Annotated in this window: 22 protein-coding genes and 1 riboswitch; of the genes, 7 read left to right on the forward strand and 15 right to left on the reverse strand. The window is 53.1% G+C overall.

The annotated features are described in order from the left end of the window. The first annotated feature begins 9 nt into the window (after positions 1-9). The 5 genes from C9I99_RS22645 (at position 10) to folA (ending at position 4,152) form a co-directional block, all read left to right on the forward strand. A complete protein-coding gene (locus C9I99_RS22645; RefSeq protein ID WP_107351107.1) occupies positions 10-933 on the forward strand; it encodes a DMT family transporter in 924 nt (307 codons plus the stop codon). A gap of 130 nt (positions 934-1,063) precedes the next feature. Beyond that, complete coding sequence (cgtA, locus tag C9I99_RS22650) at positions 1,064-2,248, forward strand: Obg family GTPase CgtA (RefSeq protein ID WP_107351108.1); 1,185 nt, start codon at positions 1,064-1,066, stop codon at positions 2,246-2,248. Between the two features lie 133 nt (positions 2,249-2,381). Continuing rightward, positions 2,382-3,170, forward strand: coding sequence for a threonine/serine exporter family protein (locus C9I99_RS22655; RefSeq protein WP_107351109.1), 789 nt, complete (start codon positions 2,382-2,384; stop codon positions 3,168-3,170). After that, a complete protein-coding gene (locus C9I99_RS22660; protein ID WP_107351110.1) occupies positions 3,155-3,643 on the forward strand; it encodes a threonine/serine exporter family protein in 489 nt (162 codons plus the stop codon). Before C9I99_RS22655 ends, C9I99_RS22660 begins: the two co-directional genes overlap by 16 nt. 29 nt (positions 3,644-3,672) lie before the next feature. Then, on the forward strand, positions 3,673-4,152 hold the full coding sequence (gene folA / locus C9I99_RS22665) for a type 3 dihydrofolate reductase (protein ID WP_107351111.1): 480 nt from the start codon (positions 3,673-3,675) through the stop codon (positions 4,150-4,152). A gap of 77 nt (positions 4,153-4,229) precedes the next feature. Here the strand turns inward: folA and apaH are convergent, their stop codons facing one another. The 6 genes from apaH to lptD form a co-directional block, all read right to left on the reverse strand. Further along, on the reverse strand, positions 4,230-5,045 hold the full coding sequence (gene apaH, locus C9I99_RS22670; protein ID WP_107351112.1) for a bis(5'-nucleosyl)-tetraphosphatase (symmetrical) ApaH: 816 nt from the start codon (positions 5,043-5,045) through the stop codon (positions 4,230-4,232). A gap of 9 nt (positions 5,046-5,054) precedes the next feature. Then, the gene (gene apaG / locus C9I99_RS22675) at positions 5,055-5,438 is read right to left on the reverse strand and encodes a Co2+/Mg2+ efflux protein ApaG (protein WP_107351113.1); all 384 of its coding nucleotides are present in this window, start codon (positions 5,436-5,438) and stop codon (positions 5,055-5,057) included. Between the two features lie 82 nt (positions 5,439-5,520). Next, the gene (rsmA, locus tag C9I99_RS22680) at positions 5,521-6,333 is read right to left on the reverse strand and encodes a 16S rRNA (adenine(1518)-N(6)/adenine(1519)-N(6))-dimethyltransferase RsmA (RefSeq protein WP_107351114.1); all 813 of its coding nucleotides are present in this window, start codon (positions 6,331-6,333) and stop codon (positions 5,521-5,523) included. Then, positions 6,330-7,322, reverse strand: coding sequence for a 4-hydroxythreonine-4-phosphate dehydrogenase PdxA (gene pdxA, locus C9I99_RS22685; RefSeq protein WP_107351115.1), 993 nt, complete (start codon positions 7,320-7,322; stop codon positions 6,330-6,332). The genes rsmA and pdxA overlap by 4 nt, the downstream gene beginning before the upstream one ends. Then, positions 7,309-8,613, reverse strand: coding sequence for a peptidylprolyl isomerase SurA (gene surA / locus C9I99_RS22690; RefSeq protein ID WP_107351116.1), 1,305 nt, complete (start codon positions 8,611-8,613; stop codon positions 7,309-7,311). The genes pdxA and surA overlap by 14 nt, the downstream gene beginning before the upstream one ends. 66 nt (positions 8,614-8,679) lie before the next feature. Beyond that, complete coding sequence (gene lptD, locus C9I99_RS22695) at positions 8,680-11,040, reverse strand: LPS assembly protein LptD (protein ID WP_107351117.1); 2,361 nt, start codon at positions 11,038-11,040, stop codon at positions 8,680-8,682. A gap of 200 nt (positions 11,041-11,240) precedes the next feature. Between lptD and djlA the strand changes: the two genes are divergently transcribed. Then, positions 11,241-12,083, forward strand: coding sequence for a co-chaperone DjlA (djlA, locus tag C9I99_RS22700; RefSeq protein ID WP_107351118.1), 843 nt, complete (start codon positions 11,241-11,243; stop codon positions 12,081-12,083). Positions 12,084-12,197: 114 nt separating this feature from the next. On the opposite strand, the gene C9I99_RS22705 is transcribed toward djlA, so the two are convergent. The 3 genes from C9I99_RS22705 to rapA all read right to left on the reverse strand — a co-directional run bounded on the left by C9I99_RS22705 (position 12,198) and on the right by rapA (position 17,013). After that, positions 12,198-13,151: a D-2-hydroxyacid dehydrogenase gene (locus tag C9I99_RS22705; RefSeq protein ID WP_107351119.1), complete on the reverse strand. Its 954-nt coding sequence runs from the start codon at positions 13,149-13,151 to the stop codon at positions 12,198-12,200. 71 nt (positions 13,152-13,222) lie between these two features. Next, positions 13,223-13,936: a bifunctional tRNA pseudouridine(32) synthase/23S rRNA pseudouridine(746) synthase RluA gene (gene rluA, locus C9I99_RS22710; RefSeq protein ID WP_107351120.1), complete on the reverse strand. Its 714-nt coding sequence runs from the start codon at positions 13,934-13,936 to the stop codon at positions 13,223-13,225. A 158-nt stretch (positions 13,937-14,094) separates the two neighbouring features. Continuing rightward, the gene (gene rapA, locus C9I99_RS22715; RefSeq protein ID WP_107351121.1) at positions 14,095-17,013 is read right to left on the reverse strand and encodes an RNA polymerase-associated protein RapA; all 2,919 of its coding nucleotides are present in this window, start codon (positions 17,011-17,013) and stop codon (positions 14,095-14,097) included. Between the two features lie 347 nt (positions 17,014-17,360). On the opposite strand from rapA, the gene C9I99_RS22720 reads away from it, so the two are divergent. Further along, complete coding sequence (locus tag C9I99_RS22720; RefSeq protein WP_107351122.1) at positions 17,361-18,737, forward strand: PhoH family protein; 1,377 nt, start codon at positions 17,361-17,363, stop codon at positions 18,735-18,737. Positions 18,738-18,823: 86 nt separating this feature from the next. On the opposite strand, the gene thiQ is transcribed toward C9I99_RS22720, so the two are convergent. From thiQ to leuC, 6 genes are all read right to left on the reverse strand, one after another. Continuing rightward, positions 18,824-19,543, reverse strand: coding sequence for a thiamine ABC transporter ATP-binding protein (gene thiQ, locus C9I99_RS22725; protein ID WP_107351123.1), 720 nt, complete (start codon positions 19,541-19,543; stop codon positions 18,824-18,826). Continuing rightward, entirely contained in the window at positions 19,537-21,108 is a 1,572-nt protein-coding gene (gene thiP / locus C9I99_RS22730) for a thiamine/thiamine pyrophosphate ABC transporter permease ThiP (protein ID WP_107351193.1), read from the reverse strand. Before thiP ends, thiQ begins: the two co-directional genes overlap by 7 nt. Positions 21,109-21,145: 37 nt before the next feature. After that, complete coding sequence (gene thiB / locus C9I99_RS22735) at positions 21,146-22,126, reverse strand: thiamine ABC transporter substrate binding subunit (RefSeq protein ID WP_243734681.1); 981 nt, start codon at positions 22,124-22,126, stop codon at positions 21,146-21,148. Positions 22,127-22,235: 109 nt separating this feature from the next. Beyond that, a riboswitch (TPP riboswitch) is annotated at positions 22,236-22,356 on the reverse strand. Positions 22,357-22,464: 108 nt separating this feature from the next. After that, positions 22,465-23,247 carry a DUF547 domain-containing protein gene (locus C9I99_RS22740; protein ID WP_107351124.1) on the reverse strand — a complete coding sequence of 261 codons (783 nt, stop codon included), beginning with the start codon at positions 23,245-23,247 and terminating at the stop codon, positions 22,465-22,467. A 171-nt stretch (positions 23,248-23,418) separates the two neighbouring features. Next, the gene (gene leuD, locus C9I99_RS22745; RefSeq protein ID WP_107351125.1) at positions 23,419-24,021 is read right to left on the reverse strand and encodes a 3-isopropylmalate dehydratase small subunit; all 603 of its coding nucleotides are present in this window, start codon (positions 24,019-24,021) and stop codon (positions 23,419-23,421) included. A gap of 16 nt (positions 24,022-24,037) precedes the next feature. Then, a complete protein-coding gene (leuC, locus tag C9I99_RS22750; RefSeq protein WP_107351126.1) occupies positions 24,038-25,471 on the reverse strand; it encodes a 3-isopropylmalate dehydratase large subunit in 1,434 nt (477 codons plus the stop codon). Positions 25,472-25,479 lie beyond the last annotated feature (8 nt).

Consider the following 25,479-nt stretch of genomic DNA (forward strand, 5'->3'; position numbering starts at 1 on the left):
GGGGGCTTTATGCCACAGCAAAATCCCGTTGTCGGGATGTCCCTGGCGTTGCTGACCGCCGTATTTTGGGGAGCGCTGCCCATTGCAATGAAGCAAGCTGTCGAGGTGATGGATCCCTTTACCATCGTCTGGTATCGATTTATGACAGCGGCCACTGGATTAGGCCTGTGGTTAGCCTACCGACGTAACTTGCCAAGCCTCAGCAGGTTAGGGCGTCAGGGAGCCATCCTTATGTTGTTGGCAAGCTTAGGGCTTGCAGGTAACTTTGTGCTGTTCAACAGTTCGCTGTCGTACCTTAATCCGGCTGTCGTTCAGGTGATTATGCAGCTGGCACCAATGATGCTGTTACTGTCCAGCGTTTGGTTGTTCAAAGAGACGCTAGGCAAGCATCAGGTTGTGGGCGTTATCGCTTTATTGACCGGTTTGCTGCTGTTTTTCAACGAGCGCCTGGCTGAGCTGTTTACCAGCATGAGTGCGTATACCACCGGGGTGTTATTGGCGATAGCTGCAGCCGTGGTGTGGGTCGTTTATGCCTTGGCCCAAAAGCGCATGCTACGCCAGTTTTCGTCACCGCAGATCTTGTTGATGATCTACGTGATCTGTGCATTGATCCTGATGCCGGTCGCCACACCAAGCCAGATCCAGCTCATGGATTCCCGCCAGTTGGGCATGCTGATTTTTTGCTGCCTCAACACGCTAGTGGGGTACGGGGCATTCGCCGAAGCGATGGCGCGCTGGCAGGCATCGCAGGTCAGTGCGGTGATCACTTTGGCGCCCCTGTTCACGATCCTGTTTGTGGATCTGGCCAGTTTAGTCTGGCCTGACTATGTCGCGCCTGCTGCCCTGAACCAATGGGGCTACGCCGGGGCAATGGTTGTCGTCGGTGGTGCGATGTTCAGTGCTATCGGCCATCGCTTGCTGAAGCGAAAGTAATATTGGGTACCAGCGTTGCCCGCAACAAAAGGTCGGATAAGCATGACGTTTGGTTGTACAATAGGTTAATAGCTACTTGGACAGAGCGATCCGGGTTGAAGAGTTTTAACGCCACAGTGCGGAGAAAGAGATGAAGTTTGTAGATGAAGCGGTGATTCGAGCCGATGCTGGTGACGGTGGTAATGGTACCGTTAGTTTCCGTACTGAAAAGTATGTACCGAAAGGCGGACCTGACGGTGGTGATGGTGGTGACGGTGGTGATGTTTACCTACTGGCCGATGAAAACCTCAATACACTGATCGACTATCGCTTTGTAAAATTTTATGCCGCTGAACGTGGCGAAAATGGCCGTGGTGGTAACTGTACCGGTAAACGTGGTGCCGATAAGGTCTTAAGCGTTCCTGTCGGTACCCGTGCTGTTGATGAAGAGACCGGTGAGGTGATTGCCGACTTGACGCAGCATGGTATGAAGATCATGGTATCGAAAGGCGGCTTCCATGGCTTGGGGAACACCCGTTTTAAGTCTTCTGTAAACCGTGCTCCGCGTAAGAAAACAATGGGTACCAAGGGCGAGGTTCGCCACCTTCGACTAGAGCTTTTGCTACTGGCTGACGTCGGTATGCTCGGACTGCCAAATGCGGGTAAATCGACATTCATTCGTTCTGTATCGGCAGCAAAACCAAAAGTGGCTGATTATCCGTTTACCACACTGGTGCCAAGCCTAGGTGTGGTTCGCGTTGATAGCGATCGTAGCTTTGTGGTTGCCGATATTCCGGGTTTGATTGAGGGTGCTGCAGACGGTGCCGGCTTGGGTATTCGTTTCTTGAAGCACCTTGAGCGCTGTCGTGTACTATTGCACATGATCGACCTGCTACCAGCTGATGGCTCAGACCCGATCGAAAATGCATTTACCATCATCAATGAGCTTAACCAGTACAGTGAAAAGCTAACGAATAAACCGCGCTGGTTGGTATTTAACAAAGCTGACCTGATGCCAGAAGAAGAAGCGCAAGAGAAGATCGAAGAGATCTTAGACGCTCTGGCATGGGACGATAATTACTATTGTATCTCGGCACTAAATCGTACGGGAACCAAAGAGCTTACCTACGATCTTATGCGTCAGATCGAATCAATGCCTGCTGTTGACTTTGAAGATGATGAAGAAGAATCTGAAGAGAAGAAAGTTGAATTCAAGTGGGATGATTATCACGAACAGCAAATTAAAAACGCTGAGAAGAGTGATGACGACGATGATGACGACTGGGATGATTGGAACGAAGACGACTACGACGTAGAGATTATCTACAAGCCGTAACGTAACCAGTCAGTACTCAGTATGATGAAAAACCGCCTGCAAGGGCGGTTTTTTTGTGCCTAATCAAGCTGACATTTGTTAATTTGTATGATAATTCGTCACTCGGTTCACAAATTTAAGGCAAGGGAAAGGTATGGAGGAGACAAGCGTTGCATTGGCAGAGCCAGTACAGCGGGAGATTTCTCGTCTTGCGGTACTGGCAGGACAGAGGTTGTTGCAGCATGGGGCGGAAAGTACCTTGGTGATGGATGTTGCCAGGCGGTTGGGATTGGCCTTGGGGGTCGACAGTGTTGAGGTTTCCCTGTCTGCCAGTTCAATGGTGTTGACGACTCTCAGCCACGGGCGTTGTATTACCACCACCCGTCGGTGCCAAGATCGCGGGATCAACATGCAGGTGGTGACCGAAATTCAGCGGGTATGTATCATGGCCGAACGAGGGATGCTGGATGTCGACGGGGTACACCAACGGCTCGAGCAGATCCAGCCAATGCGTTATAACCGGTATCTGGTGATCGTAATGATCGGTCTGTCGTGTGCTTCCTTCAGCCGCCTGGCGGGGGGGGATTGGCCGGTGTTTGCCTTGACCTTCGTGGCGTCGGCGGTGGGCATGTTTGTCCGTCAGGAGATCGCGCATTGCCATTTCAACCCGCTGCTCAATTTCGGTGTTACCGCCTTTGTGACCACCCTGATTTCCGGGGTTGGGCAAGTGTATCAAATCGGCGAAGCCCCGTTTTTAGCTATGGCCTCATCAGTATTGATGCTGGTGCCGGGGTTCCCGCTGATTAATGCGATTTCAGATATGGTCAAGGGATATGCCAATATGGGGATCGCCCGCTGGACCATGGCCAGTTTACTGACCTTGTCGACCAGTATGGGGATAGTCGCTGCAATGAATGTACTGGGTGTATGGGGGTGGCTGTGATGATTTCTACCGCATTTTTCCTCGCCCTGCTCAATGACATGTTCTTTGCCATGATCCCGGCGATTGGTTTTGCGCTGGTGTTCAATGTGCCGCCGAAGGCACTGAAGTATTGTGCCATTGGTGGCGCACTGGGTCATGGCTGCCGTTTTGCTTTAATGCACTGGGGGCTATCGATTGAGTGGGCGACCTTGTGTGCAGCGACGTTGGTCGGGATGATCGGGGTCCATTGGTCACACCGTTTTCTGGCCCATCCTAAGGTGTTTACCGTCGCCGCGATGATCCCCATGGTACCGGGTGTGTTTGCCTTCAAGGCGATGATTGCTCTGGTTGAAATCAACCACCGGGGATTCACCCCTGAGCTGTGGGGGTTGCTGGTTGAAAACATGCTCAAAGCGGTATTTATCGTGGCGTCCCTCGCAATCGGCCTTGCGATGCCTGGCTTGCTATTTTATCGCCGCCGTCCTGTGGTATAACTCTTGCCAACAGGAATAGAGGAGAGAATATGAAGATCAGTATGGTTGCCGCGATGGCCAAGGCGCGGATCATCGGTAAAGACAACGCCATGCCATGGCATTTGCCTGCCGATTTTGCCTGGTTTAAGAAAGTGACAATGGGTAAACCGGTTGTCATGGGGCGGAAAACCTTTGAGTCCATTGGCCGTCCCTTGCCGGGCCGGCGCAATATCGTGATCAGCCGCAATGCTGATTACCAAGCCGAGGGGATCACTGTGGTGGCTGATATCGATGCGGCCAAACGAGCTGCCGGTGATGTCGAGGAACTGATGGTGATCGGTGGCGGGAGTATTTATGCCGCGTGCTTGGATGATGCCGACCGTCTGTACCTGACCTTCATTGACTTGGATGTTGAGGGCGATACCCAGTTCCCTGACTGGGGAGAAAACTGGCAGGAAGTGCATAGCGAACGCTATGCCGCAGACGAAAAAAATGCCCATGATATGCGGTTTGTGATTTTGGAGCGCTAACCAACCCGGTAGCCATCAGATAAAAAGGCTTGCCAGTTGGCAAGCCTTTTTATTATTGACGTTAGGGGAAGATCTTATCATGCATGTATCGGGCAGGGTTGCTCAAAGCGTGTGCTATCTTCCCAGCGCAGCAGAGTCATGCTATTGCCCCATACGCAGCCTGTATCGAGTCCTATCACCTGTTCGTCTTCATAGCCCATCAATGCCGCCCAGTGGCCGAAGATCATCTTCTTGCCCATCTCTGGGCGCGGTAGGGCGAACCATGGCACTAACTGGTCGCTAGCTGCTTCTTTGGGGGAGATTTTACACGCCATATCGAGCCGGCCATCTGGGTAGCAGAAACGCATACGGGTAAATGCATTGATGATATAGCGGTAGCGGTCGATGCCTTGCAGGTCAGTAGACCAGCTATCTGGGCCATTACCGTACATGTTCTTCAACAACCAAAGGTGGTTATCCCCTTGCAGTACTTGCTCGACTTCTCTGGCTTGTTCCCGGGCTTGCTGGAGACTCCACTGGGCTGGAATACCGGCATGGGTCATGACAAACGGAAGTTTCGGGTGTTCGGCCAATAACGGTTGCTGACGTAGCCAGTGCAGTAATTCATCACGGTCCGGTGCCTCTAAAATAGGCTGAAGTTTGTCTTTGGCTTTGCTTTTGGCAATTCCTTCGGCGACAGCCAGCAGATGAAGGTCGTGGTTACCCAGTACCGTTGTTGCTTGCTTACCGAGGCTTTTGACAAAGCGGAGTGTCTCGAGTGAAAGGGGGCCGCGGGCGACAAGGTCGCCAGTTAGCCACAGCTGATCGTGCTGCGGATCGAAATCGGCAGTATCGAGTAGTTGGCGCAAATCATCAAGGCAGCCCTGGATATCGCCAACAAGATAGGTCGACATAGTGATCCTTTAGTGGAGAATATTGGGCACTGACAGGCGGAACGGTGAAACTTCTGCGACAAACTCGTCACCGTTTTCATTGACCATGACGTAATGCCCTTCCATCACCCCGAGGGGGGTCTCAATAATCGTGCCGCTGGTGTAGGTGTATTCTTCATGGGCCGCAATGGTCGGCTGCTCACCGACCACACCTTCACCTTCAATCACCAGCTTTTTGCCATTGGCATCGGTGATCAGCCATCGCCTGCTCAGCAGCTGGGCTTCGCCGGCACCTAAATTGGCAATAGTGATGGTATAGGAAAAGACATAGCGCTGGTTGTCCGGCTCGGATTGCTCTTCGATGAAGTGCGTCACGACCCGGCATCTGATGGTTGGCGTCACATTAGTCGTCATTGTTATGCATCCTTTCTTGGCAAGCTACCGAGCCTAGGTGAATAGCCCGGTAGCAAGTTCAATGTCACTGGCGCCTACACATTTATTTGTTGTGGTTTGCATCCAGCCAGTTTGCCATATCGACAAACTGTTCAAGCGTCAGGTTTTCTGGGCGCAGGCTAGGATTGACCCCTAGTGCTTCTAGCTGTTCGCCAGTCAGCAGTGCCTTGAAACAATTGCGGACAGTCTTGCGGCGCTGGTTGAAACCTTCGCGGCAAACACGATCCAACCATTTAAGGTTAGTACATGGATATGGCAGAGTTTCATAGGGTGTAATTCGCACAACGGCAGAATCAACCTTTGGCGCTGGAACAAACGACTCTGGCGGCACTTCCAGTACTGGCATGACGCGAGAGTAGTACTGAGCCATAACCGTTAAGCGACCATACGCTTTGCTGCCAGGACCTGCTGCCAAACGGTTAACCACTTCTTTCTGTAGCATGAAATGCATATCTTCAATATGTTCATGGAACGAGAATAGGTGGAACATCAATGGCGTTGAAATGTTGTATGGCAAGTTACCGAAAATTCGTAGCTTGTTGTTTTCTTTGATCAGCTGCGTGAAGTCGAAGCGCATCGCATCACCTTCATGGATCGTCAGCTTGTCAGCTAAATCTGGGTGGTTACGCAGGCGCTCTGCCAAGTCACGGTCAAGCTCGATAACCGTGAATTTATCGACCATCTTGCCGACTGGCTCGGTGATCGCACCCAGGCCCGGGCCGATTTCTACCAGGTTCTGACCTGGACGCGGGTTAATTGACGACACAATACCGTCAATGATGTATGGGTCATTCAAGAAGTTCTGACCAAAGCGCTTACGTGCGCGGTGGCCTAGGTGGACCTGATCGCTGCTCATGTTTGTTTTTCTACCAATTCAAGGGCGTGCGATAGCGCTGTCCAAAGGCTACCGGTGTCCGCCTGTCCGGTACCGGCAAGTTCCAGTGCGGTACCATGATCTACTGAGGTTCTGATGAAGGGCAGGCCTAACGTAATGTTGACAGATTTACCAAAGCCTTTGAATTTCAGCACTGGTAGCCCTTGATCGTGATACATGGCCAGTACCGTGTCGGCATCGGCCAGATATTTTTCCTGGAAGATGGTATCAGCTGGCAGTGGGCCAATCAGATCCATTCCTTCCTGTTGGCGGAGTTGCTCCAGCGCCGGGCTGATCACATCGATCTCCTCGGAGCCCAGGCAGCCATCTTCGCCGGCATGTGGGTTTAAGCCACAGACATAAATTTTTGGCTCGGCAATGCCGAACTTGCTGACAAGATCAGCATGCAGGATACGGATAACCTGCTGTAACCGTTCTTCGGTGACGGCTTTGGAGACATCGGCCAACGGTATATGGGTCGTGACCAGTGCCACGCGCAACCCTTCTGTTGCCAGCATCATCACAACCTGAGCGGTATGGGACTGCTGGGCAAAGAACTCGGTATGACCGCTGAATGACACTCCTGCCCGGTTGATCACTCCTTTGTGCACAGGACCGGTGACCACAGCGGCAAATTCGCCAGCCATACAGCCCTGAGCCGCACGCTCCAGCGTGCTAAGTACATAGTGCCCATTCCGCTCGTTTAGCGTGCCAGCCTCGACGGCCTCGGCCAAAGGATGATCGGCAACCACCAAGGTGCCAGCCTGGTGAGGCTTGGCTGCTTGGCTAGGGTCATAGGCACTAACCGCCAATGGCAAACCGAGCTGGGCTGCACGTTCTACCATAAGCTGGGCGTTAGCACAAATGACAAGTTGGTGCGGCCAGTCTTGCTGAGCAAGGGCCAGGATCAAATCCGGGCCGATCCCTGCCGGCTCGCCCGGGGTGATAGCAATACGTTTAACCTTGGTCATCAGTACGTTCCGGTTGTTCGATGAAAGCATCGGCACGCAGTTCCTGCAGCCAGGCCTGTGCTTCTTCGTTGAATTTACGACTGAACAAGATGCGGTAGGCGCGATTCTTCACGGCGGCATCGGTGCGGTCGACATCACGGCGGTCAAGCACCTCAACAATGTGCCAGCCGTGTACGGTCTTGAACGGTTCGCTGATCATGCCTTCAGGCAGAGCTTCCACTTTATCCTTAAACTCCGGCACATAGAGATCCGGTGTCTGCCAGCCTAGCTCACCGCCGTTGGCGGCAGAGCCCGGGTCGGCACTCAGGGCCCGGGCGGCATCGGCAAAGCTACGCTCGCCGGCCAAGATGGCACGACGGGCTTGTTCAAGTTGTTCCTGTGCCCCTTCGTCGCTGAGGATCACTGACGTCTTCACCAAAATATGACGGGCATTGACCTCGGTAACGGAAACGGTTTCCAGACCATCAACCTGATTGATTTTCAGAATATGGTAGCCAACGCCGCTACGGAATGGCCCGACAATGGCGCCGGTGCCATGGGATTGGATTTGATCGGCAAAAATGGTTGGCATTTCTTCCTTGCGCATCCAGCCCCACTCACCACCTTGCAGGGCTTTTGGGCCTTTGGAGTAGCTGTAAGCCAAGTTAGCAAAATCAGCACCATCTTTTAGTTGGTTGACGATTTGCTGGGCTTCTTTGGCGACTTCATCACGCTCAACCGCAGAGGCTCCTTCTTCGACCCGAAGCTGGATGTGGCTGACGTTGTAGCGTACACCTTGCTGCTCTTGCTGACTCAGTTGGCCAGCCAAAGTCTCGACTTCCTGCGGAAGGATGTTGATCCGGCGGCGCACCTGAATGGTCCGGGCTTCGCTGGCGGTCATATCTCGGCGCATCTGCTCGCGAAAAATGGAGTAGCTAATGCCATTGGCTGCCAATGTTTGCTGTAACTGGCCCACAGTGATCTGCTGCTCAGCAGCCATTTGGTTGATGGCCTGATCAAGGCGGTTATCGTCGATTCGGATCCCGAATTGTTCGGCCTGCTGGAGTTGAAGGGTCTCCATTACCAGCTTTTCCATGATCTGGTTAACCAGCACATCATCCGGCGGAAGCGGCTGGTTTTGACCGGCGGCATTCATCCGTACGGTTTTCAGCATGGCATCGACATCGCTTTGCAGGATCACGCTGTCATTGACGATCGTGACAATGCTATCAAGTTGCTGTGGTGCGGCAAGGGTGCCGGCAGAAAGGCCCAATAGTGCAATACCGAGCAGACTAGACTTCCAATTTTTCATAGTTTGTTTCCATCGGGCGCCGGGGCGCGTTAAATCTTGATTGGGAAGGGCGACCCCTTCCATCTATTAATTATTGAGGTAGAAAGGGCGGCCGTAGCCAATAGAGTTACTGTCGCTGGTCGTTCCTATTGGTGCCAGCCCGAGTCCAATCAGGCTAAACGAAATACTGAAGTTCTGTTCGTATTCTGTTGGGCTTGAGGATACATTCGAGCGGGTTTTCAGGTATTCGTTGTAGCCCAAGCTGATCATCCAGCAGGAGGTACGGAAGTTCAGGCTGATTTGCCCTTCCAGCATCTGGTTTTCGGTCAGGTCGTGGTAGTAATCACCACGCAAAGATACCCCGTCATAGATAGGGAAGCCTGTCGAAAAGCCCAGTTGTGAGATGCCGTCTTCGGTATAACGGTTGAGTTGGTCTTCGTCGAGGATGTTATCCAGTAGATACTCTTTGGAGATATATCGGTAGTTCAGCTGGCTGAAGGTTCCACCCTCACGGTATTCAATGGCACCGTTAGCAAACTGGAGATCTTTCTTACTGGCGTCATACTGCACGCCGCCGTGGAAGAACAGCCAGTCATCGTAGTTGAAGTCAGATTCGAGTGCGGTTGCCGAGTAGTTAGGGCTAGTTTCGTTATTCGTATCCAGATTACGGCCGGCATTATTGAGGTAGAAGATTTGTCCTACTGCAATATTGAAACGCTCTTTGAATTGGTTATCGAAGTAGCGAGACGTTGCACCGACGGTAAACTGGTTAGCGGCGGCAATACGATCGACGCTTGAGTAGCGCTTGTCACGGAATAGCCCGTAGTAGTCCGTTTGCATCAAGGTGGTGTCGTAGGCATCGTAAATGCCTCTCTGATCGACATCTTTGACATACAGGTATTGGACTTGTGGCTCAAGGCTTTGGGTGTAGCTATCACCCCAGATCAGTGTGTCACGTTCGAGGTACAAACCACTGTGAAGTCGGATGCTTGGTACGGTACGCGAGACGCTTTCCTTGAGTTCAAGGCCTTTATCAAAGAGCTCCTGAGCGTTAGGGTCAAAGTCCTGATTGTAGTAGGTATACATCAGCTTGGCTTCGCTGGTCACCGACCACCACGGGGTTGCATAAGGCAGCGTTAGCATCGGTTCGAAATGAACGCGATCCGCAGTGGGTTTGTCTGGGTTGTCATTTTCAAACCGGCTGACATGGCTATTAAGGGAAAAGTCCAAACCATAGGGCATATCGTCGTAATAATAGTTCGCTTCCACCTGGGGCATCAAACGGTAACTTGATGATACACCAAGGGTTAGCGGTTGGAAGTCCCTCACTCGCAGGGTTGAATCCCAATTACGCTCGCGATAGGACACCTCGGCGGTTTGCAGCAGGTTGTTGTCTTCTCGCTCACCGATACTGGAGTCGATGTCTGAGAAGTAGGTCGGATCACTGACCTTGCTGTAGTCAATTTCGAACAGCCAGTGTTGGTTATACATCCCATTGTGGGACCAGTTGAAGCCCCAGCGTGGATCTTTGTCCGAGTCTTTTTGGTCATTGCCAAGGTATTCACCGGATAACTTACCGGTGCCGAATCCGGTTAAATAGCGGAAATCGGAATTGAGCTGCAGCCCTCGGTTGCTCATGTATTTTGGCGTGATGGTCATGTCATAGTTGGGCGCAATGTTCCAATAGAACGGGGTTTCCAGCTCGAAACCATCACGGGAGCCATAACTCACCGATGGATAAAGGAAACCGGTCAGGCGCTCATCACCGACAGGGACACGCAGGTACGGCATGTAAAATACTGGGACATCCGCGACTTCGAAGCGGGCATTGTAGAGATCGGCAAAGGGTGAGTCTGCTTCTCGCTCAATGCTGGTGGCCGAGAATTGCCAGCTTTTGTCACCAGCCGGGCAGGTAGTGTAGGTCCCGTTTTTCAGGCGGTAGTACGAAATGCCGTTTTTGGTGACACGTTCGGCTTCGCCTCGACCGGCTTCGCAGGTCATGTTATAGACCGCGTTGTCCATCTGGGAATCTTCGGTATCAAGGTTGCTCTGGATACGGTCCGAATACACCTCGATGGTACCGTCATGGAAATAGACATTTCCTTCGGCTGTAACAACATTTTCAGGTTGTTGCAGATTGGCGGTATCAGCAGCGACGGTGCGGTTACCCTGGCGAACGATGACATCACCGGTGTAGGTGACATTCTGGTTGTTGAGGGCTTCGGCGTGATCCGCGGTAACCTTGATAGGTTCATTGTTTGGATCGGCAGGCATTTTCTCTGGGGCGATACACACGCCACGAACCAGTGCCAGTTCGTCAGTTTCATCACTGACCGCAGAGTCGCCGTTGGCATTCTCTGGGACGGCTTGGTTTGCATAAGCCATCGTCGGGCCGAAAAGTGCCAGGCTGATCATGGTCGCCAATAAGCTGCGGGAAGTAGATGACATCTAACTAAACGTTCCTGTAATAAAGTTTTTAGCGCATTTGTTATTGTTAACTGGGTTTTGACAAGCTTTCCCAGTAAATGCCAGCTATGATAATGCAAATTCTATCCGACGGCATCTTTTGGCTCATTTTTTGGCTTTAGCTATCGGGTTTAATGCATAAGAAATATTTCTAAATTTAGCAAATTACCAGAGAGTAGCGAATGCAGGTTTGGGGCAAAATACTTGGGGCATTTTTTGGCTTCCTCCTTGGCGGGCCATTTGGTCTGTTGTTAGGTCTCTTTTTGGGCCATAAGTTCGATAAAGCACGTGCAAAAATTTATTACGGCCGCGGATTTGGCAGTTTTTCTGGTGGACAGAGCTCTACAGAAAACCAAGCCGCCTTCTTCTATGCGGCTTTTGCCGTGATGGGCCATGTGGCAAAAGCCAAGGGACGGGTGACCGAAGACGAAATTCGGGTTGCCAGCATCTATATGGACAGGATGGGGCTGCAGGGCGAAGCTCGCCGCCAAGCCCAAGAGGCTTTCCGAGAAGGCAAAGAAGAGCACTTCCCGCTGGAAGACACCTTGATGCGAGTACGGCAGGGCAGTGCTGGCCGGGCCGATTTACTGCAATTTTTCCTTGAGTTGCAAATTCAGGCCGCGTTTGCCGACGGGGCTTTGCACCCGAGTGAACGTAAACTGCTCCACGTGATCGCCCGGATGCTTGGCTTTTCTGCCCAGCAACTGGAACAGCGACTGCACATGCAAGAAGCCGCCTTCCGTTTCCAGCAGGGGGGCTTTAACCAGCAATACCAGCAACAGGGGGGCTTCCGGCAGCCACCGACCAAAGATCAATTGGCTGATGCGTTTGAGTTGCTTGGTGTGCCTGAGACTGCCACCTCCCAGGAGCTCAAGCGGGCATACCGCAAACAAATGAATGAGCACCACCCGGATAAACTGGCCGCCAAGGGCTTGCCGCCGGAGATGATGGAGCTGGCCAAGCAAAAGACCCAGGAGCTACAGGCTGCCTACGATCTGATCCGCAAGGAGAAAGGGTTTAAATAACATCGCGGCCAGGGGCCAGCGGTTATTGGCTTTAGGGGGGCAATAGCCTTGAGCCAAATCAAAGGCGAGATCGTTGATCTCGCCTTTTTGCTATCTCGGGCTGGGAGCTAACCTTCAAACCTGATTCTGCGGTGTGCCGGCTGCAAACGCATTGAGGTTGTCGATAAGTTGATTGGCCAGGGTTTGAATCGCACTGTCCGAGCCCCAGGCGACATGGGGGGTCAGCAGCAGATTCGGCAAGTGGCTGTTGGCGAGCAACGGGTTGTTATTGTCAGCCGGCTCCTCGGTGAAGACATCGCATCCGGCACCCGCAATGTTTCCTGCGAGCAAGGCATCCACCAAGGCTTGTTCGTCGACCAACCCACCACGGCCGGTATTGAGCAAGATGGCACTGTCTTTCATTGCTTTTAGCTCTTCATGGCCGATCAGGTTGCGTGTTTCGCTATTGAGCGGACAGTGCAGGCTAAGTACATCTGCTTGTGCCAATACCTCACTAAAAGGCTGGTATCCCTCTCGGCAGCTCTGCGCCTCTTTTCGCTCGGCAAAGATGACGTGCATGCCCAATGCTTGGCCAAGCGTTGCCATTGCTTGCCCGAGTCCTCCACTGCCGATAAGCCCCAGTGTCGCCCCGCGGATATCTTTGATGGGATGGGTGAAAAAACAGAACTGGTTTTTCTCCTGCCACACGCCTTGCTGGATATCCCGGTGGTAGCCCAATAGGTTGCGGCGCAGGGCAAACATCATAGCGACAGCATGTTCAGGTACTGAGTCGACGGCGTAGCCACGGATATTACTCACGGTGATGCCATGCTCTCGGCAGTAATCTAGATCGACGTTGTTGGTGCCCGTCGCAGCGATGGCGATCATTTTGAGTTTGGGGAGCCGGGCCAGGATACTGGCATTCAGCACGACTTTGTTGGTGATGACCATGGTTGCGTCAGCAAGGCGCTCAATAACCTGATCGGGACGTGTGGCTGGGTGTTGTGTCCACTGGTGCTCAAAGGCTGGGGATGGCAAGGCGATGTGGGCCGGAATGGTATCCCGGTCAAGAAAAACAATGTGTTCCATGGCGAAAGTGAGGCTCAATAGTCAAGGATAATGCACTCAGTACACACTATCCTTGACGGCCAACTCAAGCCCTATGCTTTGGAATAGTGATCCGGTAGGGTCTTTTGTGGAGCCTCGGCAAAGAACTCACATGGCGCAGACAGGTGCATCGGCTCACCACTGCGCGGGTGGAAGAAGCTCAGTTCAGCGGCGTGTAGCTGCAGGCGAGGGGCCATGGCCTTGGCGTTTTGATGGGCATAAAAGCCATCACCAAGGATCGGGTGACCCAAGGCGAGCAGGTGAACCCGCAGTTGGTGTGAGCGGCCAGTGATCGGGCGCAGGCGCACCAAACTCGTATCATCACCACGTTCGAGTACCTGATAGTGGGTCACCGACGGTTTGCCGTCGTCATAACACACCTTTTGCTTGGGTCGGTTCGGCCAGTCGCAGATCAGCGGCAGGTCGATAGTACCGCAGTCTTTTTCGATATGGCCAAATACACGGGCGTAATACACTTTTTCGGTACGGCGGTCCTGAAACTGGATTTTGATATTGCGCTCGGCAGCTTTGTTCAGCGCGAGCACAATCACACCGGAAGTCGCCATGTCGAGACGGTGGATGAGATGCGAATCAGCAAAACCAGCCAGTACCCGGGTATAGATACTGTCATGGAAGGCAGGATCGCGGCCGGGGTTCGATAGCATGCCCGAAGGCTTGTTGACGGCAATAATATCGTCGTCCTGATACAGGATATCCAACCAAGGATCTTTGGGTGGGTTGTAGTCAATCTCGGGCAGTGTGCTCATGGGGTGCTGGATCTACTAAAAAGGGCCAATGAAAGGTCCGTGGTATTGGAAGGCGGCGATAATATCAGCAATGGCTGAGAAGGCAATATCCTTGACACCCAATTTTGAGATATAAAAAAGCCGCCTGTGCTGGCGGCTTAGTCTAACGCTGTTAGTGGTTAACCGTGGCTCACGACAATCAAGCGCAGCGAGTCCAGCTGGATTTGCGCCTTGGTGATATAGCCGGTGAGCTCTTGGATTTGGGTTTCAATCAACTCCAGCTCGTCGTCACGAATATTCGGGTTCACCGCTTTGAGGGCCTGAAGACGATCCAGCTCGGCACGCAGTGTGGCTTCCATTTCAGCCTGGGCAGATTCACGGATCGTGATCAGCTCGCTGGCGACCACCTGCTCGGCACTTTCGATCAGGGTATGGATATCTTTCTGAACCGAATTGACCAATTTGCTGCCAAGGTGGCGGTTGACTGGGCTGAGCTGACGGTTGAAGCCTTCAAACTCGACTTTGGCCGACAGGTTATTGCCTTTGGCGTCAAGCAGGATGCGGATTGGTGTCTTCGGTAGGAAGCGGCCGATTCCAGACTGTTTCGGTGCCTGGGCATCGACGACATACACCAACTCGAGCAGCAGGGTTCCGGCTGGTAGTGCCTTGTTTTTCAACAACGATACCGCCGTGGTGCCGACGCCTTCCGATAGCAGCAGGTCGATACCGCCTTGGATCATCGGGTGCTCCCAGCTGATGAAGTGCAGATCTTCGCGCGACAGAGCGGTGTCGCGTTCAAAGGTGATGGTACAGCCGTCGTAAGGTAGACCTGGGTAGCTCGCGACCATCATGTGCTCTGAAGGCGTAACGACAATGGCATTTTCGCCTTTGTCGTCCTGGTTCAGGCCGATCGTGTCGAACAGGCCGAGAGCAAAGTTAACCAAGTTGGCGTCACCATCTTTACTGCTGATCTCTTCAACCAACTTCTGGGCGTCATTGCCACCGTTGGAATGGATTTCCAGCAGACGGTCACGGCCTTGCTCCAGCTTACCCTTTAGCTCCAAGTGCATCGCTGCGCTTTTTTCTACCAGCGCATCCAACAGGCTGCTATCAGGCTTGTCACTGGCGAGCAGTTCAAGCAGATCGCCACTGAAGGCATCATAGATGGCGCGGCCGGTCGGGCAGGTTTCTTCAAAGGCATTTAGGCCTTCGTTGTACCAACGGGCCAGCAGGGCTTGCGAGGTGCCTTGCAGATGCGGAACATGGATCTCGATATCGCGTTTTTGACCGATGCGGTCAAGGCGGCCGATACGCTGCTCAAGTAGATCAGGGTTGTTCGGCAGATCGAACATCACCAACTGGTTGGCAAATTGGAAGTTGCGTCCTTCTGAGCCGATTTCAGAACATAGTAGCACCTGTGCACCATCCTCTTCCTGGGCGAAGTAGGCGGCTGCCTTGTCGCGTTCGATGATTGACATGCCTTCGTGGAACACGGTGGCACGGATCCCTTCGCGTTCACGCAGTGCCTGCTCGAGGATCAGGGCGGTTTGGGCGCGGGAGCATATCACCAGCACTTTTTCCTGGCGGTTGGCTTTGAGCATGTCCAGTAGCCAGTTAACGCGTGGATCAAACTGCCACCAGGTTGCAGAATCACCTTCGAACTCCTGGTAGATGTCTTCTGGGTACAGCAGCTTGAAAGCCTTTTGCTCAACACTCATCTTGCCACCCATCATCGCGGCAACACGCATTGCTGTCTGGTACTGCGTTGGCAAGTCCAGTGGGTACATATTGAGGTGGCGCTGCGGGAAGCCCTTGATAGCCGCACGGGTGTTACGGAACAGCACTCGGCCGGTACCGTGGCGGTCCATCAGGTTGTCGATCAGCTCATGGCGAACCATTTGTTGCTGCTCGGCGTCGGCATCACCGGCTTCGATAATGCGCAGCATCGGCTCGATATCTTGCTCTGGCAGCAGCTCGACCAAGGTGTTCTTGGCTTCGTTGTCCAGTTTTTCGCCTGATAGCAGTCGTGATACGGCATCGGCAACCGGGGCATACTGGCGCTCTTCTTCGACAAACGCCTCGTAGTCATAGAAGCGGTCAGGATCGAGCAGGCGCAGGCGGGCAAAGTGGCTTTCATGGCCCAATTGCTCCGGGGTTGCTGTCAACAGCAACACGGCTGGTGATTTTTCGGCTAGGGCTTCTACCACCTGGTACTGGCGGCTTGGCTTGTCTTCGCTCCACTCAAGGTGATGGGCTTCATCGACAACCAGCAGATCCCAGTCGGCATCCAGCGCTTGTTCGAAGCGGCGGCGGCTCTTGCGCAGGAAATCCAGCGAGCACAGTACATACTGGGCGGTATCGAACGGGTTGGCAGAATCAGCAAAGGCTTCGACACAGCGCTCTTCATCGAAGATCGAGAAGTGCAGGTTGAAGCGGCGCATCATTTCCACCAGCCATTGGTGCTGCAGGGTTTCCGGCACCAGGATAAGTATACGCTCGGCACGGCCAGACAATACTTGCTGGTGGATGATCATGCCTGCCTCAATGGTTTTACCCAGACCCACTTCATCAGCCAGCAAGACACGCGGGGCATAACGACGACCCACTTCATGGGCAATGTACAGCTGGTGAGGGATCAAACCGGCGCGCATGCCGCAAAGGCCACGCAGCGGGCTTTTGTGCTGCTCGTACTGGTTCTTGAGGGCACGGTAGCGCAGTGCGAAGCGATCCATGCGGTCAATCTGGCCGGCGAACAGTTTGTCCTGCGGTTTGTTGAAGCGGATTTGGTTGCTGAGGAAAATCTCGCGCAGGGCGACATTTTCTTCGCCGGTATCGGTACGGGTACCGATGTAGGTAAAGACGCCGCCGGTCTCATCGACCTGCTCGACGTTGAGCGACCAGCCGTCATGGCTTTCAACCACATCACCGACATTGAACATTACACGGGTCACAGGTGCATCATTGCGAGCATAAAGGCGGTTCTCTTCACAGGCAGAGAACATCAGAGTCACAGTCCTGGCATCGGAAGCCACGACGGTACCTAGACCCAGATCACTTTCAGTATCACTGATCCAACGTTGACCCAAAGCAAATGGCATAGTGGTTAAAACCTTCTAATTATTTGAAATCAAGGAAAATGCGAAGCCGATGCGCCAGCATTTATGAACTACACTCAAAGTAATACCGTACTAGATGGTATCCATCCGCTGCTGTTGGCAGTGGGTATTGGTATATAAGTGTAAGCCAGAATCCGCACCGGTAAAAAAGGGGAGTAATGTTACTGCAACCCGTGAGCAAGGTCACGGTCATTGTGATAAGAAAGTACCAAACTGTAACTGTCACATTTATTTAATTATCTCCGGTCTTTAATAGTAACAACCCGTTTTTACGGGCACAGGAAAAACTCTGGTGGAAAACCCACCGTTTTGTTACCAAGGAGGTACCTATGGATGAAGCTGGTAGGAAAGTTTTCGTTCTAGACACCAATATTCTGCTTCATGAGCCCCTCGCAGTTTATTCCTTCAAAGAGCATGACGTTGTTATTCCGATGACCGTGCTCGAAGAGCTCGATCGCATCAAGGACAGTAAGCGGGATGTGTCCCGTGATGCCCGTGTTGCCATCCGAGCCCTGGAAGATATCTTCCATGACGCGACCCCCGAGCAAATTGTCGAGGGGATCCCACTTGGCCCCGAAGGTGGCGGGCTTGGCAAAGTTTCTATTTTTGCCGACTACGAAGTCACCGAAACGGTCCATGCCTTTGCTGATAAAGCAGGGGATAACCGTATATTAAATGGCGTGCTCTTTCTCCAGGCCCATTACGCACCACGCGAAGTGGTACTGATCACCAAAGACATCAATATGCGACTGCGTGCCAAAGGTGCCGGGGTATGTTTTGTCGATGACTACCGTACCGATCAGTTGATTGATGACGTCAAGATGCTGACCAAGGGGTACCACCAGTTCAGTGGTAATTTCTGGGAGCGGGTCGGGGAGTGTCATTCAGAGAGTAAGGGGCGTTCGACGGTGCATACCTTGCCGTCAGAGTTGTTTGAAGCACCATTTATCAACCAATACTTAATTGATGAGGACAGTGATTTTGCTGGTCGGGTCCAGTCTGTCGACGGGGAAAACCTGATCTTGAAAGATATTGGCCACGAGCGCTTGCTTAGCCGACAGGCGTGGGGGATCCACCCGAAAAACATCTACCAGGGAATGGCATTTGATGCCTTGATGGATCCGAAAATTGACTTGGTGATCCTAACCGGCCCAGCCGGGTGTGGTAAGACCATCTTGGCCATGGCTGCGGCGTTGGAGCAGGTGATTGAAAAAGGGATGTACGACAAAATCATCGTGACCCGCAACACCCCTGAAATTGCCGAATCGATCGGCTTCCTGCCCGGGACCGAGGAAGAGAAAATGATGCCTTGGCTCGCCGCTGTCACTGATACTATGGAGGCGCTGCACAAAAACGATGTCTGTACCGACGGTTCAATGAAGTACATTTTCGACAAGGCCAATATTCAATTTAAATCGATTAACTTTATGCGGGGACGCTCAATCCAGAATGCCTTTGTCCTGCTGGACGAGTGTCAGAATCTCACCGCCTCACAGATCAAAACCATCATCACCCGCTGTGGGGAAGGCACCAAATTGGTTTGTTCAGGTAACCTAGCTCAGATTGACTCCAGTTACCTTTCTCCTGTTACGTCGGGCTTGACCTATATTGTCGAGCGTTTCAAGAATTTCGAAGGCAGTGCCAACATCTATCTCAATGGCGTTGTCCGCAGCCGGTTGGCTGAGTTTGCCGAGGAGAACCTGTAGCGACTGCAGGTCCGGTCATTAACCCAATAGCAAAAGCGAGCCGTTTGGCTCGCTTTTTCATTTCTGGCCCTATGGTGCTTTGGGATCTAATGACCAAGGTATTGCGTGAGGGCCGGATCGCTCGGTGCTACCAAGATATCTTGGCTCGGGCCAAACACTTTCACCTGCCCTTGATAGATAAAGGCGCACTTGTCGGCAATCTTCAGTGCATCTTCCGGGCTGTGAGTGACCATCAGTACCGTCGTGCCCTGCTCCCGCGCCAATTTCCTAACGAGTTCGAGCATTTCTTTGCGCAACGCCGGATCCAGTGCCGAGAAGGGCTCGTCGAGCAACAGCAGTGGACGCTGTCGGATCAGACAGCGTGCCAGTGCGACCCGTTGCCGCTGGCCGCCGGACAATTGTTCTGGCAAGCGGTTAAGGTAGTCTTGTAACCCGACTTTTGCGGCGGCTACCACCACTTGCTCTTTTTGCTTATTGCTCAGCGTGAGCGCAGGGTTCAAACCGAGGCCGATATTTTCATAGACGCTCAGGTGAGGAAATAAATTGTGTTCTTGGAACAAGATCGAAAGTGGGCGCTTGGCCGGATGCAATTGGTTGATAGGGTGACCATTGACCGTGAGCGTCCCGCTATCAGGGGCAAGAAAGCCGGCCACCATGGCGAGCAATGTACTTTTTCCTGCGCCACTAGGGCCCAAGAGGGCAACAATATCACCGGCTTCCACCCTGAGGTCGAAACAGAGTTGGGTGGATTGGCCTGGTTGCTTGGGGTGGTGAAAGCAATGTTGTAAGCGCTGCAAAGTTAACATGATGGAGTCCGGATGATCAGTTTTTCTACCAAGGAGAAGAGACCAAGGCTAAGGGTTAGCAGGATCAATGCTGCCACGGCGGCCGCATCCATTTGATAACTGCCGAGTAGCTGGAATAGATAGAGCGGCAGGGTTTGGAAGTCCTGGCTACCAAATAGGGCAATGGCGCCCAAATCGCCAAGAGATAATACAAACCCAATAGCCAATGATTGGGCGAACGGCTTTTTCAAGGCCCGCCACTCCACCAGTCTTAGCCGTGATAGTCCACTCATGCCCAAGCTTTGGCACAGTGGTTCATATTGCTGGGCAACATGGAGCATTGGCTGGCTGAGGGTTTTGAGCACATACGGCAGCGCCATCAGGGCATTGACGGCAATGACCACCCAAAAGGCCGCAGCAAAAGCATCGGTGAACTGACGCAGTAACAAGAATATTCCAGTACTTAATACCAGTCCCGGTGTGACCAAGATAATGGTGCCGATCAGATCCAAACCATCGGCTTGCCAGCGGCGGTGAGTGAGTCGCCACTGCCGGCTGGTGAGAAGAATGGCCGTCCCCCCAACCAGTGCCAGCACACTGGCAATACTGGCGATTTGCAGTGAGTGTCGAATCGCCTGCCAGAGTCCCGGACTGCGCAGGGTGTCGAGGGTTTGGCTATTCAGCCCGGCCACGGCAACGGACAACAGCGGGGGGAAAACCAACAGCAGGGCGAGGCCGATCCAGCATCCATCCCAGCAGCGGCTGGCTAGGCTGTCGAATTGACTCTGGCGTGGGTTGGTGACGGATTGGCTGGATGTTGCCAGTGGCTTGGCAAAGCGCTGGCTCAGCAATACCAAACTGCAGCACAGCAGCATTTGCCACAGGGCCAGAATGGCGCCACCAGCCAAATCAAAGTCGTAGCGCAGGGCTTGGTAAATGGCCAGTTCAATAGTGGTGGCCCTGGGGCCGCCACCCAGCGCCATAATGACGGCAAAACTGGTAAAGCACAGCATGAACACCAGGCCGATGGCATGGGGCAGTTGCTGGCGCAGTCTCGGCCAGGCGACAAAGCGGAAGGCCTGCCAGCTGGACATGCCGAGGTGGGTGGCCAGTTGGTGTTGCTCAAACGGGATCCCCTCCAGACTTTGAACGAACAGCCGGGTCGCCAGTGGCAGATTGAGAAAAACATGTGCCAGCAAGATCCCCTGCAGGCCGTAGAGCGAGAAGCTGCCCTGCCACCCTTGCAGGGCCAAGATATTAGCCAGCAACCCATTGTTGCCGTAAATCGCCAACAGGCCGAATACTGCGACCAGTACCGGCAGGACCAAGGTCATGGCAAAGATCCGCATCAGTAGGGCTTTGCCGGGGAATTGGCGGCGTGACAGGGCATAGGCGACGGGGATGGCCGGCACAATACTGAGCAGTGTCGAGAGCAGGGCCTGGGTAAAGGAGAAAGCGGTAATATGCCGCAGGTACGGGTCATGCCATAGCGAGGCGATATCGAGCATGCTGGCCTCGTTGATCAAGGCGCCAAGGGCCCCGGCCACGAGCAAGAGAATAAGCCCGGCAGTCATGAGGCCGGGCATCAGTTGGGCGGTACGTGTGTTCAAAAGTGAGTGCCTGCTACTTGGTCAGAGCTTGTTGCCACTCACGTACCCAGCTCCTGCGCTGTTTCGCAACATCGTGGGCGGCAAACTCCAACGCCTTGGCGGGTAGGGTTAGCACTTTGAATTCGGCTGGCTGCACGACATCCGTCACCGGGTACATCCAGTTGCCCGTCGGGATCACGGATTGGAATTCTGGGGTCAGGATAAAGGCCAGGAATTGGTCGGCCAGCGCTTGGTTGGGGCTGCTTTTTAGTTTGGCGGCAACCTCCACCTGCATGTAATGCCCCTCGCTGAAATCGGCCGCTTTGTATTTATCATCCAGCTCGGCAATCAGGTGATAGGCTGGGGAGGTGGTGTAAGAGAGCACCATGTCGGACTCACCCTTGAGGAACATGCTATAGGCTTCAGACCAGCCTTTGGTGACCGTGACTGTTTTCTGTGCCAGTTGCTGCCAAGCATCTGAGGCTTTATCGCCATAAACCGATTTCATCCACAGCATCAGGCCCTGGCCCGGTGTCGAGGTACGCGGATCCTGATAGATGATGGTCAAATCATCACGGTTGACCAACTCATCCAAACTCTTGGGTGGATTCGCCAGTTTGGTGCTGTCGTAGACAAAGGCGAAGTAGCCGTAATCGAAGGGGACAAAGGTGGTGTCGTTCCATCCGTTTGGCAGAGTTAACGTGCTGGTATCAACCTGATGCTCAGCCAGTAATCCGGTCTTTTTAGCTTCGGCGATTAGGTTGTTATCAAGGCCAAGCAACACATCGGCCTTGGTGCGCTGGCCTTCAAGGCGAACGCGGTTGAGGATGGACACACCATCATCCAGTGCGACAAATTCCAAATTACATTCGCACTGCGCCTCAAACGCTTTTTCGATCGCCGGCCCCGGCCCCCAGTCTGAGGCAAATGAGCTGTAGGTGTAAACCGTCAGGGTATTGTCCGTGGCCAATGCCGGAGCAGCAGCCAAGGTTAGAAGAGGGAGTAATTTTTTCACTATGCGCTCCTGATGCTCTTGCGTCCGGCAAGAGGAATAATAATCGTATGAGCGGCACAGGGTTGAGCATAAGGCTGGCATCATGCCAGCCCCGCGGGATAACAAGGCATACCGTATCGAACTCAATTCCTACGCCAGCATTAACTGGATCAGGTTCAGTGGGTTTTGCCTTGGCAATCTCAGCGGCTTGCAGTATGACTAAGACAAGCGGCGCTCCCCAATGAGAACGCCTGTTATTGTAATGTGCTGGGGTACGGGTTGCCAGCAGGAACGTTCTTTTATGCCCAAATCATGTAATAAGATTTGGAGGGAGTGTCGGGCCCAGAGAGAAGCTCTAACTATTTGGCATCATTGAGCGACCAGTTGTAATCATAACGGATCTTATCCAGGGTGATCGGCGGCCCTTGCCGGTATTGGTTAATGTGTTTTTGGAGCTGGGATTGGCTGCCAAAGTCACTGCCATACCAATCATAAATCGAAGATATTTTGGTGTTGCCGCTTTGCGGGTTAACCCCTTTGCGGCTATTGATAAAGCGTGCGGCTGATTTCTCCAGCAGGCGTTCGCTGTTGCTGGCGGTGAATGCTTCCGGCTGGAGGTCCGGGCAGCCCAGGCTGGCGCAATTGACCACATAGTGGATACGCGGGTCACGCCAGATCGGGCGCAATATACGGTGCTCGATATCATTGAGGGAGAGGGTTTTGCCATTGATGGTCAGCACTTGCTGATCCCATGGCCCAAAGCTAAAAAAACCGCCTAGCTTGGTGATGGAGGAAACGGGGTAGTTGTCGAGGATCAGCTTGACCGTTTGGGCGTTGTAGAGGTTTACCCAATAGGCAAATTGTTCGTTGCGATTTAATTGGTGTGGGTCGAGTTTGGTGAGATCGCGCAGGTAGCGATCCAGTTCATACTTGTCGCTGTCAGTTACCCGGCCATAGCGAAACAAGGTTTGGCTAGGCTGGACGACAAGGTATTTATCGAGCAGGCGCTGCCAGCGGCCGTGATCAACCGTTTGTGAGTTGGTGGTGGCGTATTGCTGCCAGTAGGGCCAAAGATTGGCCTTGGGTGCAGAAATGGCACTGGCCGATAGCAAGAGAAATAGCAGACTGACAATAAAACGCATAGGGGATCCTCAGTGAAGCATCACGGTCTAAAGTGGTAACAAGATACTTGGGTATCATTAGCTTAGACGACCCGATAGGGAATGATTTTATTGCAAAAAAGACAAAATAAAACGCCCCTAGCACAGGCTTGGGGCGTCATTTTTTACCGTTGCCAGTAAAGGTTAGCTCGGCTAAGCGAGGAACGCTGGGATATTGCGCTCATACTCGGCAATCTTGTCCTCATGCTGCAAGGTCAGGCCGATATTATCCAGACCGTTTAGCAGGCAGTGGCGGCGGAACTCATCGATTTCAAAGCCGTACTGTTTACCGTTCGCCGTTACCCGCATTGCGTCCAGATCAACGGTGATCTCAGCGCCTTCATTCGCTTCGACATACAGGAAGATCTCATCGACTTCCTGCTCGGTCAGGCGAACTGGCACCATCTGGTTGTTGATCGAGTTGCCGTAGAAGATGTCGGCAAAGCTAGGCGCAATCATGACCTGGATACCGTAATCGGCTAATGCCCATGGCGCATGCTCGCGCGAAGAACCACAGCCGAAGTTTTCTCGGGCCAGCAAGATGCTTGCGCCTTGGTAGCGCGGGGCATTCATGATGAACTCTGGGTTTGGCTGCTCGCCAGCGTCGTCCAAGAAGCGCCAGTCATGGAACAGGTGCTTGCCGAAACCGGTACGGGTGACCTTCTGCAAAAACTGCTTCGGGATAATGGCATCGGTATCGACGTTGGCCGCATCCAATGGAACGACCAATCCGGTATGTTGTTTAAATCCTGTCATTGTTTCGTTCCTTCTCTTAAGCCGTCACTGCAACGTTGTCTAGTTCGCGGATATCAACAAAGTGGCCCGCACAAGCCGCTGCCGCTGCCATCGCAGGGCTGACTAGGTGGGTGCGACCGTCGCGACCTTGGCGGCCTTCGAAGTTACGGTTACTGGTTGATGCACAGCGCTCGCCAGGGCCAAGACGATCGTTATTCATCGCCAGACACATTGAACACCCTGGTAGGCGCCATTCGAAACCGGCTTCGATGAAAATCTTATCCAGTCCTTCTTTTTCAGCTTGGGCTTTCACTTGCTCCGATCCTGGAACAACCAGCGCCTGCACGTTTGATGCAACCTTGCGGCCTTTGGCAATCGCTGCTGCTGCACGCATATCTTCGATACGTGAGTTGGTACAAGAGCCGATAAAGACTTTATCGATAGCAAAGTCAGACAGTTTCTTGCCAGCTTCCAATCCCATGTAAGCCAGTGCTTTTTCTGCAGATGCCTGCTCAACCGGATCGACAAAGTCAGCGGGTGTTGGGATGGGCTGGTCAACGGCAATGACTTGACCCGGATTGGTGCCCCAGGTGACCTGCGGCTTGATGTCTTTGGCATCTAGGGTCACAACCGCATCGAACTGGGCATCGTCATCGGTTTTCAGCGTCTCCCAGTACTCGATAGCGGCTTCAAGATCGCCACCAACGGGTGAGAATTTACGATCTTTGATGTAGTCAAACGTCGTTTGGTCAGGGGCGATAAGGCCAGCTTTCGCACCCATTTCAATTGCCATGTTGCAGACCGTCATGCGGCCTTCCATGGTGAGATCGGTGATAGCTTCACCGCAGAACTCGACTACGTGACCAGTACCGCCTGCAGCGGTGGTCTTGCCGATGATTGCCAGCACAATATCTTTAGCGGTAATCCCTTCTGCAACCTTGCCTTTGACTTCGATTTTCATCGTCTTGGCTCGGGCCTGTTTCAGGGTTTGGGTTGCCAGGACATGCTCGACTTCCGAGGTGCCGATACCGAATGCCAGCGAGCCGAACGCACCGTGGGTGGCGGTGTGTGAATCACCACACACGATCGTCATGCCTGGTAGGGTGATCCCCAGCTCCGGGCCCATGACATGAACGATACCTTGGTATTTGTGGTTTAGATCGTAAAGGGTGACACCGAACTCTTCACAATTTTTGGCCAGTGTCTCCATCTGGATGCGGGCCATTTCGCCCGAGGCATTGATATCCTTGGTCTGGGTCGAGACATTGTGATCCATGGTGGCGAAGGTTTTGCCGACCTGGCGTACCTTACGGCCTTTTTCACGCAGGCCGTCAAAGGCCTGCGGTGAAGTCACTTCATGTACCAGATGGCGGTCGATGTACAGGATCGGGTTTTCGCCTTGGGCGGCAACCGCAACATGGGCATCATAGATTTTTTCGTATAGCGTCTGAGGCGCTTTAGTATTAGACATTGCTCATT

Origin of the sequence: Photobacterium lutimaris (assembly GCF_003025555.1) — a bacterium.
GTDB classification, from domain to species: Bacteria; Pseudomonadota; Gammaproteobacteria; order Enterobacterales; family Vibrionaceae; genus Photobacterium; species Photobacterium lutimaris.

Excerpts from the sequence above, each read along its gene's own strand:
- C9I99_RS22645 (WP_107351107.1), top strand. The coding sequence starts at position 10 with ATGCCACAGCAAAATCCCGTTGTCGGGATGTCCCTGGCGTTGCTGACC.
- cgtA (WP_107351108.1), top strand. The coding sequence starts at position 1,064 with ATGAAGTTTGTAGATGAAGCGGTGATTCGAGCCGATGCTGGTGACGGT.
- C9I99_RS22655 (WP_107351109.1), top strand. The coding sequence starts at position 2,382 with ATGGAGGAGACAAGCGTTGCATTGGCAGAGCCAGTACAGCGGGAGATT.
- C9I99_RS22660 (WP_107351110.1), top strand. The coding sequence starts at position 3,155 with ATGGGGGTGGCTGTGATGATTTCTACCGCATTTTTCCTCGCCCTGCTC.
- folA (WP_107351111.1), top strand. The coding sequence starts at position 3,673 with ATGAAGATCAGTATGGTTGCCGCGATGGCCAAGGCGCGGATCATCGGT.
- apaH (WP_107351112.1), bottom strand. The coding sequence starts at position 5,045 with ATGTCGACCTATCTTGTTGGCGATATCCAGGGCTGCCTTGATGATTTG.
- apaG (WP_107351113.1), bottom strand. The coding sequence starts at position 5,438 with ATGACGACTAATGTGACGCCAACCATCAGATGCCGGGTCGTGACGCAC.
- rsmA (WP_107351114.1), bottom strand. The coding sequence starts at position 6,333 with ATGAGCAGCGATCAGGTCCACCTAGGCCACCGCGCACGTAAGCGCTTT.
- pdxA (WP_107351115.1), bottom strand. The coding sequence starts at position 7,322 with ATGACCAAGGTTAAACGTATTGCTATCACCCCGGGCGAGCCGGCAGGG.
- surA (WP_107351116.1), bottom strand. The coding sequence starts at position 8,613 with ATGAAAAATTGGAAGTCTAGTCTGCTCGGTATTGCACTATTGGGCCTT.
- lptD (WP_107351117.1), bottom strand. The coding sequence starts at position 11,040 with ATGTCATCTACTTCCCGCAGCTTATTGGCGACCATGATCAGCCTGGCA.
- djlA (WP_107351118.1), top strand. The coding sequence starts at position 11,241 with ATGCAGGTTTGGGGCAAAATACTTGGGGCATTTTTTGGCTTCCTCCTT.
- C9I99_RS22705 (WP_107351119.1), bottom strand. The coding sequence starts at position 13,151 with ATGGAACACATTGTTTTTCTTGACCGGGATACCATTCCGGCCCACATC.
- rluA (WP_107351120.1), bottom strand. The coding sequence starts at position 13,936 with ATGAGCACACTGCCCGAGATTGACTACAACCCACCCAAAGATCCTTGG.
- rapA (WP_107351121.1), bottom strand. The coding sequence starts at position 17,013 with ATGCCATTTGCTTTGGGTCAACGTTGGATCAGTGATACTGAAAGTGAT.
- C9I99_RS22720 (WP_107351122.1), top strand. The coding sequence starts at position 17,361 with ATGGATGAAGCTGGTAGGAAAGTTTTCGTTCTAGACACCAATATTCTG.
- thiQ (WP_107351123.1), bottom strand. The coding sequence starts at position 19,543 with ATGTTAACTTTGCAGCGCTTACAACATTGCTTTCACCACCCCAAGCAA.
- thiP (WP_107351193.1), bottom strand. The coding sequence starts at position 21,108 with ATGCCCGGCCTCATGACTGCCGGGCTTATTCTCTTGCTCGTGGCCGGG.
- C9I99_RS22740 (WP_107351124.1), bottom strand. The coding sequence starts at position 23,247 with ATGCGTTTTATTGTCAGTCTGCTATTTCTCTTGCTATCGGCCAGTGCC.
- leuD (WP_107351125.1), bottom strand. The coding sequence starts at position 24,021 with ATGACAGGATTTAAACAACATACCGGATTGGTCGTTCCATTGGATGCG.
- leuC (WP_107351126.1), bottom strand. The coding sequence starts at position 25,471 with ATGTCTAATACTAAAGCGCCTCAGACGCTATACGAAAAAATCTATGAT.